Consider the following 14,126-nt stretch of genomic DNA (forward strand, 5'->3'; position numbering starts at 1 on the left):
CTGGGCTTGTCTCATAACGGTCACCGATATTTCCGGTCAGCTCTTCTGACGCTGCCAGCTCATTCCCTGCTTCATCCACGTATTTTACCGTTACCAGTGCAGTCCTGAGAAGGCTGTCTGTTCCTTCATCGGTTATTGTATCTCCCTTTGGCGTTTCGCCTTCAACAACGGCAACATTTGTAATTTCGCCTTGCCCAAAATCTTGTTCGGTTATTTCATAGGTTGCTGTTGCAGTGGTAACCTCATTAGGTAATAAGCTTGTCGATCCTAACACCACTTCATTTCCTAGCATATCATCTGTAACTTTTATATTGCTTAATGGTACATTTCCCGTGTTTTTCACCTCGAATGTATAAGTAATAACTTGTCCAGCTTTGGTGAAATATTCTAAGTCACTAGATTTATTCAGCTCTATTCCCGGTTGATCAATTAAAGTATTGGTAATATCATAGGATCCATCTGAATAAGAAGGCACATAATGATCTAGTGATGATTCTTTCACAAAATAATTAATTGTATTTCCGTTATTATCATACTTCGGATAATTTTCAAAGGTGAATTTCCAGTTATCCTCTGCCGTTACAACCTTTTCCTCTAGTAATACATCCTCTTCATTCACCGTTTTCCATAACTCTACTTCAATTTCTTCCGGTCTGGAATCGATTTGGTTATAGTCTTCCCACGTTTTCATTCCACTAATGTCTGCGGAAGTTCCATAGGCCTGCGGGATGGGGAAATTTCTATTCGCCTCTGAATCTGTTGTAGTCTGCAAAGTGGTAGTTCCATTGGTTGGATAATAAGTTTCTGGTATAAAGTTCTCATTCTCCGTGTCTAATTGAACTTTATATCGCAAGTTAATCCATTCATCGGCTCCCAAATTCAGATGTTCGAGTGTGATTGTATCTTCATTCAACGTAGCATTGCCCCCGTCTAATAAGCTATTTTCGCTTGCTGACAGATAATAATCGCCGTCTGTCAACGCCTGACTAGTTGCCCGTTGAAATCCGTTGTCCTTCTTTTTTATATTGAAAAGATCTCCCATCGGGTCTGTTACCGTGCCATCGACAATGCTTTTTGTAAATGAGCTTGATATCTGGCTTAGTACTTGTGATAGATTGGATACATTGTCCACACCATAATATTGATCTGGTGAACTAGCTATCCCTTCCATTACCTCTTCTGCTTCTTCTAAGCTAGCTTGACCACTGCCAGTAATCTCAATGCCAATCGAAGACATCGTAATACCGTTTGACCGAATGCCTTCCGCCTCTGCTATCGTATCCGCACCATGGGTTCTATCAACCCCATCATCACTATAGTGAAAACTTGTTCCATTTCCAACGACTTCTCCATTGGAATTATAGCTTAATGTAGGTACGCCGTCCGTTATTGTAATAATATGTTTGTTATCCGCATCGCTTCCAGCCAATATTTGCTCGGCCTCTACCAGAGCTGCCTGTGTAAACGTGCCGCCATTATTACCCTGTCCCCTTTCACTGGGAACATCTCCTGGTAACTTATCAATGATCTCTTCCGTATTGGTCGTAAGTTGTTTTTGGGACAAATTATCCGTCTGGGTGCCTTGGTAAGCTCTGTTTTCCCTTCCATCAAATACATCCGTACCAAATGTCACCAAGGCCATTCTAATATTTCCATTTTCATTGTTTTCCGGGCTTAATAACGCAGAAACAAAATCAGAAGTGGCCTCCTGGGAGATCGTATCCCTGTCATTTTCATCCATGCTGTTGGAGTTATCATATACAAGGACAAAATCTGTTGTCTCCGTTGTTCCAGATGACTTACCTTCCACGTATAGGTCGATAAAATATTCTCCCGGGTTTCCCGTATAGGTAGCTTTTTTGGATAATATGGAGTCTTCATATTCAATAGGATCGATTCTATTTTGAACAGCACCACTTTGATCATCATGAACTACTTCTTCCAATTCTTCCGCTGCTACAATGCCAGTAAATCCACTGGTAAATAAAGATAGCAGCAAAAGTAATATCATAAAACGGTGAACATGAACGCTACGTTTTCTTTTTACATAATTTTTCATACATTTCTCCCTCTATCTCAAATTCCCCTAAAAACTGTGTGACTTATCTCCCTGTCTTTGCCTATATGTTTTCTACTCGTCTTTTTCTTTAAATGAAGTAATGAACAGTATCACCTCTCTAAAAGTTGATAGCATGAAAGCAAATATTTTTTGTTTCTTTCATTCACTCCTTTTGCTGAAAGTTTTGTAGATTCCCAAGTGAAAAGTATAAAAGGCGCAACTCTACAATTTATCTACAAATGATGGAAAATGAGTGATGGAATTTAGCCGTGGTTACATGTATGATTTAATTGAATCGTTATTCTATTTCACTTTGTAAACGAGATTGTGTTCAGGAATACGTTAAATATAGGGGGATCTCTGTGAAGGTAATTCTTATCGATGACGAATCGCTGGCGTTAGATTTTTTAGAATTTCAAATCAATAAAATTGAAAATGCGGATGTGATTGGAAAATACAACTACTTTGACGCGGAGAAACATACCGATCTTTTAGCGGAAGTGGACGTAATATTTCTTGATATCGAAATGCCTGAAATCAATGGTTTGGAACTTGCAGAGAAATTACTCGAGATTAACGCCAATATTTCGATTGTGTTTGTAACAGCTTTCAACCATTATGCCGTACAAGCTTTTGAGTTGAATGCATTGGACTATGTACTTAAACCTGTTCAATTTGAACGCTTAAAAAAAACGTTGGAAAGAGTGGAAAGAAAGGTAAATAATCAAAAACATCCTTCTTTCGTAAAAGATGATGTTTTGAGAATAAATGTATCCAGGGAGTTGACGTTTGAACTAAACGGAGGTACGACTGAGTTCATTTCATGGCGAACAGCAAAATCGCAGGAATTATTCCTGTACCTGCTTCACCATGAAAATAAAACGGTACGTAAATCGGAAATCGTTGAATTAATCTGGACGGAGTTTGGTCCGGAAAAAGCTTATTCCCAATTGTATACTGCAATCTATCACATACGTAAAACCCTTAAAAAATTCAACGACCATTTCATCATTAAGAATGTTGGAGAAGGCTATAACCTGTCTACCCAAAAAGTATCCATTGACCTGGCAGAATGGGAACACAAGATGAAAACGGCACCAAAAATCACTACCGAAACAATCGATTACTTTGAAAAAAACATGAAGCTATACAAAGGCGGTTACTTGCAGGAGTATCACTATTTGTGGGCTGAAGCAGAGTGTTATCGATTGGAACAAGTCTGGTTGAAAATCGCATTTCGATTGGCAAGTTATTATGTTAAACAAAAAGACGTAGAAAAAGCAGAAACCTGGTATAAAAAAATATGCCTGCTTAGACCAGAAGATGAAGATGCTCATTTTTCGCTGATGAAGTTATACGACTCTTCAGGGATGGCTTTCCTGGTTGACCGTCAGTATCATGAATTAGAGGAAGCGTTGAAAGCGTTCGATTTACAGATTAGCACAAATGTGAAAACGTGGTTCACTCAATGGAAAGAAAATAAAAAGTCTATAAGATAAGCTGAGATGCTCCAGAGCTTTCTGTATACAGACCAAGACATGATTGAAGAGAAGCTCTTCACGAGGAAAAAGTGGGATAATGATATGCAGGGGAGTTGTTCCCGTTTCAATAAAAAACAGAAGTTAGAATACCAATAATGGAGGTGCCAGCCCTAATGCAAAGAAAGGACTGGCACCCCCTTATCACTTAAACAAATCCATCAACCGAGCCCAGAACCCCTTCGCTTCTTCCTTAGGTTCTTCAGTCTCTTCTTGTTCTTCTTGCTTGATGCTTTCGGTTTTCAATACAAATTGAACGGAATTGACCTTTTCATTTTTCGATGAAACAAAAGAGACTGGTTCAAAATCTGATTTATCATACTCATCCATCATTTCATTGACCTCTTTTTTCATCTCGTCAGGCAGGTCACTCGTAGCATCCTGCAATTCTGCTGTTCCATCGTGCAGCGAGCCAATCCCGTTTTCGGTTTCTCCCAGTCCTTCAGCAAGGCCGGAAATTCCATTGTGCAATTCCCCGTAGGAACTGGATAACTGGTTCACTCCGTCCGTATATTCCACCAATCCGGAATGGAAGGAAGCATACTGGGAGGCTATTTCACTGATTCCATCTTGCAACTGCGCAAAGGAATCGGCACCGTCCATGTTTTCCCGGGAAGAGCCAAGCTGGTTGGCCATTTCTTCCAGGTTATCCGCCATGCCCGAAAGCGTACCACTAACTTGACCCAACGTTCCGCCGACCGCTTCAAATCCCTCTTTGACAGCAGAATAAGTGCCTTTGGCCGTACGCGCAGCGGTGTACGTTTCTTTTAATTTATCGAGAACTTCCGGATCGGCGCCGCTGCCATAAAGCTCCTTGAACTCCTCTTCTGAAATCTTGTAGTCCGGTATGGCTGCCATTTTTTCATCCAACGTGTTGTATGCTTTGGCATAATTGTCTTTTAACGTAACCAGCCCATCTGCCGACTGATTAATTCCATCGGCCATTTGGGAAAGTCCATCTTCCAACTGTTTCAAATCGCCAAGGCCCATATCTGCCGAGCTGTTCGATAAAGAAGCACTCATTTCTTCCAGTGCCTGCTTCAGGCTGCCGGAACCGTTCACCAGTTCCGCAGAAGAAGCATCCAATGCAGAAATTCCATCTTTGTATTCCTTGGAACCGTCACGTAATTCCCCGGCACCATCGTTTAATTGCGCAATCCCGTCTTCCAGGTCCGCGACTCCGCCATTCACTTCCGTGATAGCGTCCGTCAGCGTATCCATCTCCCCGGTCATCTCGTCTATATCCGGAGATTCGATCGGCATAGAGGATGGAACGGCGGAGATATCGATGCCATCCAGCTCAAAGTCTGAAACGTCTGCTTCCACGACCAGTTCTTCCTCTTTTTCAGGCATCACGGTAAAGCTCACCTGTTTGTTTTTCCCGGCATTGGCAAGTGTTCCGTCCGGAGCCTCGATGTTCCGATAGTTATCCAGGTTAAAAGAAAGAGAGATCTGCAGTAAATAGTTTTCAAAAAATACAGGATCGACTTTTTCATTGGCGGAAGTCGCTATTTTCACCTCAACATGCCCATCTTTTCCTGCCAGATTTTCCGGGGCGATTTCTTCTCCATCCAACAGATAGGTAATGGAGACATCCCAAGGCAGGGACTGACCCTCCATGTTTCCCTGGTAATAAAACTTTCCTTCTGGTGCATCGACGGTCACTTCTCCGTCCTTCTGTTCCAGCGGCGATAAATCTGTCAGGTTTTTCAGATCGGTGTACGTTCCATGGTCCACGACTTCTCCCGCTTTTTCAACGTCCAACGTGTTTACCACATAAAGTTCTTTTCTTTCCCCAGCAGCATTCAGCTTGCCATAGACAACTTCATCCTTGGAGGAGACTTCCCCTTTTTTCTGGGTTGTATCTTCCTCTGACTTGCTTTCACTCGCAGCCGAAACAAGCAGTGACGGCATCGCCAACAGGATGATCGAAAAGACAAGCAGAAGCTTCTTTATTCTTCTCATCGTCATTTCTCCTTTTTAAAGTTTGCTTTCCAGGTTGTTTTGGCAATCCATTTATCAAAGACCAGCAGCATGGCAGGCAGGAAGAAAACGACCATGATAAACGATAACAATGCCCCACGGCCAAGCAGCATCCCGATGGAGGACACGATCGGGTTGGACGAGGTAATCCATAAAATGAACCCGACACTGGATAAAATCGAAGCCGATATGCCAATCGCAAAGATTTTTTCATCCATTGTTTTCTTTATTGCCTCGCGGGCGGACATTTCCTTCCTGTCTTCTTTATAGGCATCCATCAGCAGGATTGCATAGTCTACCGTTGCAGCCAGTTGAATGATACTGATCAACAGATAACCGACATAGACCAACGAAGAGTCCGTAAAGTACGGAACAGATAAATTCATCCATACCGCCGACTGGATGGTAAACAACAGAACAATCGGAATGGAGATCGACTTAAAGGTCACCAGCAGAACAAAAGCAACCGTGGCGATCGTCAGAAGATTGACCAGCTTGTTGTCTTTCTGCACGACATTTTTGATGTCATATAAGGTCACGCTTTCGCCGGCCATATACACGTCATGATCATAATGGTCTTCTGCCGTATGCTGTACCTGTTCAATTAAATGGAACGCCTCTTCCCCCTCGGTTTTCGTGTCGGTTTGCAAGATAATTCGACTGTAGTTATCCGAATAAAATTGTTCTGTCACCGAGGATCCTACGTACTCGGGAGGAATCGCTGCGCTCACAGTGTTCACATAAGCAAGCACACTGGACACCTTGTCAACCTTCTCTAGGTCTTCCACCAGTGCTTCTTCTTTGGCCGTATCTCCCCGCGGGACAAGCACGACCATCGGAGTGCTTTCGCCAAATTCGTCCTTGATTGCTGCTGCATCACTTCCGGCTCTGGTATTCTCCGGCTGGTCACCGATTCCATAAATAAAACTGGTCTGGCTTTGCGCGAGAAACGCTGGCACGATCAAAAGAAACACAAGAATCAAAGCCGGAATCCTCATTTTCAACACGAAATTTCCTTTGTTCCTGATACGAGGCAGGAACGGTTTATGCTGGGTTTTATCGATCCATTTAAAACACAACAGTGTAAGCGCAGGTAAAAATACCATGACACTGATAAAGCTCAAGACAATTCCTTTTACCAAATTAATGCCTAAATCCGCCCCGATTTCAAAGTCCATGAACGTCAAGGCAATAAACCCGAAGAAGGTCGTCGAGGCGCTTGCCGCAATCGCGGAAAAGGACTTCTTCATCGCAAGCTGCATCGCTTCCTGCGAATCGGCTGTTTTCCTCCGGTAATCAGAAAAACTGTGAAGCAGGAAAATAGCGTAATCCAACGATACGGCCAGCTGCAAAATCGGTGCGACGGACTGTGTAACGAAGGATACTTCTCCAAGAAATATGTTCGTCCCCATGTTGATAAGCACGGAAACGCCGATTGCCGTCAAGAACAATACCGGTTCGACCCAGGAACGCGTGGCCAGCACCAAAATAAGGATGATAATCGGTACCAGCAAGGCACCTGCATACATGGATTCTTTTCCGGCCATCTTTTGCTGGGTCGCCGTATTCAAATCCTCTCCAGCCATCGCATTGTCTTCGCCGATCAAATCATAGATGGCATCGGTTGTGGCTACCGCTTTACCCTCTTCGATGCTGAAGGAGAAAAGCGCCTTCCCATCTTTATAGTAAGAATCAACCGTCTCCTGATCTGCCATTTCGAGCGGTTGTTTGATATCGATGGCATCATCCAGCCAAGTAACCGCTGCTACTCCATCGATAGCTGCAAGCTTTTCTTTAAAAGCAAGGGCTTCCTGTATGGTCATGTCACGCATCATCACTCTGTTTGTCGGGACATTCCCATCAAATTCTTCGTCCATTATATCCATTGCCGTTGTCGATGGCGCATCCTCTGGCAAGTAATCCTTCATGTCGTAGTTTACCGATACGGTGAACTGTGCCAGGATACAGAGGATGGTAAGAACCATGAACGTCAAGGCAACGCCCTTTTTGTGTTTTATAATTTTAGCTGCAATAGTTATTCTCCTTCACCCTCTCTTGCCATTTTCCAACGCACACTTTATCATTATATGGACACCGTGTTGGCTATTCAACAAACAGTTTATTATCATATGTTATTTTGGCAACACAATGAATGAATGTGTTGGATAACAGCAAAAAAACCATAGATAGTGAGTATTTAATGAAGGGAAAAGAAAGGGGATTACTCATGACTGCTTCCAAATTGGATAGAAGAAAAAAGTACACACGGATGGTTTTAAAAGACAGCTTAATGCAGCTGCTAAGGGAAAAGCAGATCTCGGCGATTACCGTGAAAGAGCTTTGCGGATTGGCCGACATCAACCGCTCCACTTTTTATTCTCATTACTTTGATCAATATGACCTGATGGATAAAATAGAAGATGAAATTATTGAAGACATGAAGGGATACTTAAGCCAATACAATTTTGACAAGGAAGAGGACTCGCTCCAAATGATTGAAAAGCTGATCGAATACTTCGCCTCCAAACATGAGGTATGCAAGACACTTTTCAACGAAAAAGTCGATACGACCTTCCAGAAAAAAGTGATGGTGTTCGCGCATGGCGTGTTTATGAACCATTGGACGACCAGCAATCATTTTGAAGAGGACGCTTCGGAGTATTTGAGCACCTTCATCATCAGCGGGAGCATTCATGTGATAAAAACCTGGCTGAACAATGATATGGATAAGTCGCCAAAAGAAATGGCCGGAATCATCAATAAGCTTATTAATGGCGGGCTTTTTAGGTGAGGCAGAACACATAAGTTATCTACGAAGTCTACAATGCTCCCCCTCACGCCAGTATTATCGCGAGCCATATGGAAGCAGTCAATCATTGGATATTATCAAGAAAAGAATTAAGAAGCTTTGCTGAAGAAAAGGGGTTCTCCTCTCATCTTTTGGTTTCTGAAGACCAAGAAACAGGCGGTAATGCCACTCTAGTCAAAAAGTGGAGGAGCGGGAGTATTTCACTCCCGCTCCCCTACTTTTTTCTTCAGTAGCAGTCCTCTCAGAATTCATCCTATCAGCCGTTTCTGATGTTTGCATTGAAAAGACGGGCAATGAACTATTAGAAATAAGGAATAAAACAGCGATAAATATTATTAAATTTTATAAAGCTTTATGCTTTTAACATTTTTGCATTAATTGCAACAATTACGGTGCTTATACTCATCAGAATCGCCCCCACTGCAGGACTCAAGACAACCCCAATCGGAGCCAGAACTCCTGCCGCCAGTGGGATTGCAAAAATATTGTACCCTGTTGCCCACCATAGATTTTGCACCATTTTTCGATAGGTCTTTTTTGATAAATTAATTAAAGTGACCACGTCTTTTGGATTACTCTTGACCAGGACTACATCGGCCGTTTCCATAGCTACATCTGTCCCCGCACCAATCGCGATACCTAAATCTGCAGTTGCCAAGGCAGGAGCATCATTGATCCCATCGCCTGTCATAGCAACTTTCCATCCCTTTTCTTTAATTTTCTTAACCTGATCAGACTTTTCATTTGGCAGCACTTCTGCATAGACTTCATCGATATCCAATTGTTTTGCTACCCACTGGGCAACTTTCTTATTATCTCCGGTGAGCATAATGGAATGAATTCCACTTGCCTTTAATGCAGAAATCGCCTCTTGTGCAGTTTCACGAACGATATCCCCAAGAGCAATCATGCCAATTAACGTATCATTTAGTAACACGAACACAACTGTCTTCCCTTTTTCCGACATTTCATTAAACTGTTCTTGGTCATATTTTATAAGAGTGTTCTGAACATACCCCGGGCTAACTACGTTTACTTTTTTTCCATCTATCGTTCCTTCAATGCCTTTACCAGTTATGGAATCAAAGTTTGTTATTTTCTTAAGTGTGAGGTTTTCTCCTTTTGCTTCTTTCACGATGCCAGCTGCCAACGGATGCTCTGAATTTTGTTCCAGACTTGCTGCCCACATTAAGACTTCTGCTTTTTCCTTCCCTTCCATCGATACAACGTCCGTTACACCAAACTCACCTTTTGTTAAGGTACCGGTTTTATCAAATACTACCGCATTCAGATTTCTTGCCCCTTCAAAATGGACACGGTTTCTAATCAACAATCCACTTTGAGCCGAAATAGAAGTAGACACTGCGATTACAAGTGGAGCAGCCAATCCAAGTGCATGTGGACATGTTATTACCATTACTGTAACCATTCGTTCTAACGCAATATCAAATGAATATCCCAGAACCAGCCAGATAATCAATGTAAGAAAGCCCGATCCTAACGCAAGATAAAACAACCACTTTGCTGCTCTATTTGTTACATCCTGTGTCCGGGACTTTGATTCTTGGGCTTGTTTGACCAATGTAATAACTTGGGACAAGTACGAATCTTCCCCTGTCTTTTCAACTTGTACGGTAAGCGAACCTTCTTTGTTTACAGAACCGCCAATTACCTCATCGCCAACTTGTTTTTCAACAGGGACGGATTCGCCAGTCAGCATCGATTCGTCAATGGCTGACTTTCCATCCAAAATGGTGCCATCAACAGGAATCTTTTCACCAGGCTTTACAAGAATTCTATTGTTATTTCTTAAATCGGCTACTGAAACATCTTCCACTTCATCGTTTTCATTTAATTTATGTGCTTCACTTGGCATCAGTTTAACGAGTTCCTCCAGTGCGTTCGAAGCTCCCATTATTGAACGCATTTCAATCCAATGCCCAAGTAACATAATATCAATCAATGTTGCCAGTTCCCAAAAGAAGTCGTTTCCTTCCCAACCGAAGACGGTCAAGGTGCTATAACCATACGCCACTACGATTGCAAATCCAATAAGGGTCATCATTCCTGGATTCTTATCTTTTAATTCGTTTATACCGCCAGTTATGAACGGCCAGCCACCATAGAAAAATACAAACGTTGAAAGAGCAAATAAAATATAATGGTCAAACTCAAATCGCCAGTCCACTCCTATAAAGTGTTGTAACATTGGAGATAAAATGAGAATAGGGATGGTAACAATTAATGAAGTGTAAAAGCGTTTCTTAAAGTCATTAACCATGTCTCCATGATCATGATGTCCGTGATGATCATAACTAGTATCGCCATGCCCCCCATGATCCTGATTTTCGTGGTGATCATGACAGTTGTGACCATCTCCTCCGTGCTCCTGATGGCTGTGTTGTTCACGGGATGTGTGCTGTTCGTGTGCGTGCTTGCCTTGTCCATGATTCTCATTATTTTTCACCATGCATTATCCTCCTTTTCCGATATAATTTGCCAATCTCTAATTATTATTAAAAGGAACAAAAGAATGAGTAGTAGGATCGGGTTGTAACGTTATGCATTAACTCCCACTTGAAAAATGGATCCTGTCCAATAGTTCCTTTAAACTGTGGTTGTATTTGAAAATAAAAGAGCGAAAGGGCTCTTGCTCCGAGTACGATAAAATGTACACATACTCAAGCAGTTCAAATCTTGAGTTTTGGCTCAACTCCAATCCCGCCAATTATGGTGACTTCTACTTTTCTTCACAACGTTTTCCACTAGGTCCTCCTCCCTTTTTCTTAAATTTAAATTTTAAACATCATACAGGGGTAGGGTATTTTTATATCAAAAAATAATAACAATTACCCAAAGAGCATGTTATGTAAGTTAAGTAAACCAAAATATTTATATTTCCATTTCTGTCTGTACATATCCAATCAGGAACAGAAGATTCCTTCCTAATCCGGCATAGTATCTTGTTAAGAAAGGTGACAATTCTTTGTCCTGATCCATCATTTCACTCATCTTTTTATTACTCGTATTTATAACCTAAAGAGTGTGCCTAACCGCACTGACACACTCCATAGGTTTGTTTTCCAACAAAAATGAGCATTTGCCTCATTATGCTTCGACATCATAGCCCTGTTCTTCAACCGCTTCTTTCATATCGTCAAAAGAAACTTTGGCGTCGTCATAGGTTACATCAACTTTGCCAGCTTCTAAGTTGACTTCAGCTGTTGAAACACCATCTAAATTTTTCAAGGCGCCTTCCACCGCCGTTTTGCAATGTCCGCAAGACATGCCTTGAACGTTCAATGTTTTTTCCATGATTCTCACCTCCTTTAAATGGACTCAGTCCTTTATAGTTTCGCCCGTTTTAAGCGCAGGGAATTCGAAACAACGCTAACCGAGCTCAACGCCATTGCCGCACCGGCAACCCAAGGTGCAAGCAGACCGATTGCGGCGATCGGAATGCCCGCTGTATTGTAACCGAACGCCCAGAAAAGGTTTTGCCGGATATTGCGAATCGTCGCATGGCTGATGTTGATTGCTTTCGGCAACAGCAACAGCTCCCCGCCGAGAATGGTCACGTCTGCGGCTTCAATCGCCACCTCCGCACCGGTTCCAATCGCGATGCCGATGTCGGCAGTGACGAGCGCGGGGGCGTCATTAACCCCATCGCCGACCATTGCCACTTTTTTGCCTTGCAGCTGAATCTCTTTTACTTTATCTGCTTTCTCTTCCGGCAATACCTGGGCGATCACCTGCTCGATTCCCGCCTGTTTCGCAATCGCCTGGGCGGTCCTTTCGTTATCCCCCGTCAACATGATGACGTCAATTCCCAACGCTTTTAACTGCTTAATCGCTTCAGGAGCTGTTTCTTTCATCGTGTCAGCGACCGCGACGGTTCCTCGATACTGGCCATCGATGGCGATTAGCATGGCTGTTTTCCCACTGTTCTCATAATCAACCAAGGTGTCTTCAGCGACTTCCGTGCCAATTCCGTGATTTTGCATCAGCTTGCGATTCCCCACAACAATGTGTTTCCCGGAAATGGTCGCTTCGATACCATGGCCGGGTATGGCTGTGAAATCTTCCACCTCGACAAAATCCACTTCCTTTTCTGCTGCATAGGACACAATCGCTTCCGCCAGTGGGTGCTCTGATCCTTTCTCAGCACTTGCCAGCAGCTGCAATGTTTCTTCATCGCCGGAAAAGTCGGTTACTTCCGGTTTCCCTTTGGTGATTGTTCCGGTTTTGTCCAGGACAATTGCTTCTAACTGGTGGGTGCCTTCAAGGTGTTCGCCGCCCTTGAACAATATTCCGCTTTCAGCCGCCTTTCCTGTCCCAACCATAATCGAAGTCGGTGTCGCCAAACCAAGGGCACACGGACAAGCGATGACCAAGACAGCAATTGCTGCCACCAAGGCCGGTTCCAATTGACCTGGCGTCACAAACGCAATCCAGATTACAAAGGTTACCAGCGCAATCCCGACTACAATCGGCACAAAATAGCCGGAAATCACATCAGCTAGCCGTTGAATTGGCGCCTTCGATCCTTGCGCTTCTTCCACTACTTTTATAATCGATGCAAGTGCCGTATCTTTCCCGACTTTTGTTGCTTCCATCTCGATGGAGCCATTTTTATTGATGGTGGAGCCAATCACTTTTGCTCCTGAATCCTTCTCAATCGGAATCGATTCGCCTGTAAGCATCGACTCATCGATAGAGGTTCTCCCTTTCACGACCATACCGTCTACCGGTATTTTTTCCCCTGGTTTTACTACCAGACGGTCGCCCACGACCACTTCTTCCACCGGTATCATCGTTTCGTTGCCGTTCCGTATGACGCGCGCTTCTTTTGCTTGTAGGTTGAGCAATTCAGAGATAGCGTTCGTTGTCTGGCTCTTTGCTCTTGTTTCCAAGTACTTGCCAAATAAAATCAGGGTGATTAAAATGGCACTCGTTTCAAAATATAAATGCGGCATATATCCCGGATTGCCGATCGTCCTGACTGCTTCGAATAAACTGTAAAAATAAGCAGCACTCGTTCCCAATGCAACTAACACATCCATGTTCGCTCCGCCGTTTTTCAGGTTTTTATAGGCACCAACATAAAACTGCCAGCCAATGATAAACTGTACAGGGGTAGCCAATGCGAATTGAAACCAAGGATTCATCAGGATAGCCGGTATATTCATGTTCAATAAATGGACGAGCATCGTTACTAATAACGGAGCCGAGAGGACTCCAGATATGATTAACTTGGTCTTTTTCTGTTGCAATTCCTTTTCTTTATGCGTTTGTTTTTCTTCAGATTCTGCCTTCGGTTTGGCATCATACCCGATTTTGCGTATTTTTTCGATCAATGCTTGCGGGGCTGTTAGTGCAGGGTTGTATTCGATCGTTGCACTTTCTGTTGTCAAATTGACAGCGGCCTGTGAAACCCCTTCTTGCTTATTCAGCACCTTTTCAATTCGGTTGGAACAAGCGGCACACGTCATTCCGAAGACATCCAAATCCGCTTTTTCCGTCCGGACCCCGTATCCGATATTTTCTATTTTTTGTGTGATGTCTTCCATTGTTGTTTTCGCGGGATCGTAATCCAGCGTCGCCTTTTCTGTCGTCAAATTGACCTGTGCCTCGACCCCATCCATTTTGTTTAACACTTTCTCAATCCGGTTCGAACAGGCTGCACACGTCATCCCTTTGACACCAATTGTGACATGCTTTTCTTCACTCATCGTCT

Annotated in this window: 8 protein-coding genes; 2 read left to right on the forward strand and 6 right to left on the reverse strand. The window is 43.1% G+C overall.

The window, feature by feature from the left end; translation table 11 throughout:
• The coding region (locus BLR82_RS16330; protein ID WP_175486840.1) for a DUF7507 domain-containing protein at positions 1-2,059 on the reverse strand (2,059 nt) is incomplete at its 3' end.
• A 362-nt stretch (positions 2,060-2,421) separates the two neighbouring features.
• Between BLR82_RS16330 and BLR82_RS16335 the strand changes: the two genes are divergently transcribed.
• Positions 2,422-3,558: a response regulator gene (locus BLR82_RS16335; protein WP_074600535.1), complete on the forward strand. Its 1,137-nt coding sequence runs from the start codon at positions 2,422-2,424 to the stop codon at positions 3,556-3,558.
• A 183-nt stretch (positions 3,559-3,741) separates the two neighbouring features.
• On the opposite strand, the gene BLR82_RS16340 is transcribed toward BLR82_RS16335, so the two are convergent.
• Both BLR82_RS16340 and BLR82_RS16345 read right to left on the reverse strand, forming a co-directional pair.
• Positions 3,742-5,562 carry a hypothetical protein gene (locus tag BLR82_RS16340; RefSeq protein ID WP_074600536.1) on the reverse strand — a complete coding sequence of 607 codons (1,821 nt, stop codon included), beginning with the start codon at positions 5,560-5,562 and terminating at the stop codon, positions 3,742-3,744.
• A 2-nt stretch (positions 5,563-5,564) separates the two neighbouring features.
• On the reverse strand, positions 5,565-7,565 hold the full coding sequence (locus BLR82_RS16345) for an efflux RND transporter permease subunit (RefSeq protein WP_074600537.1): 2,001 nt from the start codon (positions 7,563-7,565) through the stop codon (positions 5,565-5,567).
• Between the two features lie 242 nt (positions 7,566-7,807).
• Here BLR82_RS16345 and BLR82_RS16355 point away from each other — a divergent pair, with 242 nt between their 5' ends.
• Positions 7,808-8,371, forward strand: coding sequence for a TetR-like C-terminal domain-containing protein (locus tag BLR82_RS16355; protein WP_074600539.1), 564 nt, complete (start codon positions 7,808-7,810; stop codon positions 8,369-8,371).
• Between the two features lie 370 nt (positions 8,372-8,741).
• Here the strand turns inward: BLR82_RS16355 and BLR82_RS16360 are convergent, their stop codons facing one another.
• The 3 genes from BLR82_RS16360 to BLR82_RS16370 form a co-directional block, all read right to left on the reverse strand.
• Positions 8,742-10,859, reverse strand: coding sequence for a heavy metal translocating P-type ATPase (locus BLR82_RS16360; RefSeq protein WP_074600540.1), 2,118 nt, complete (start codon positions 10,857-10,859; stop codon positions 8,742-8,744).
• A gap of 638 nt (positions 10,860-11,497) precedes the next feature.
• Positions 11,498-11,704, reverse strand: coding sequence for a copper chaperone CopZ (gene copZ, locus BLR82_RS16365; protein ID WP_074600541.1), 207 nt, complete (start codon positions 11,702-11,704; stop codon positions 11,498-11,500).
• A gap of 32 nt (positions 11,705-11,736) precedes the next feature.
• Positions 11,737-14,121: a heavy metal translocating P-type ATPase gene (locus BLR82_RS16370; RefSeq protein WP_074600542.1), complete on the reverse strand. Its 2,385-nt coding sequence runs from the start codon at positions 14,119-14,121 to the stop codon at positions 11,737-11,739.
• Positions 14,122-14,126: the final 5 nt, after the last annotated feature.

Origin of the sequence: Sediminibacillus halophilus (genome assembly GCF_900103695.1) — a bacterium.
Taxonomy (GTDB): Bacteria; Bacillota; Bacilli; order Bacillales; family Amphibacillaceae; genus Sediminibacillus; species Sediminibacillus halophilus.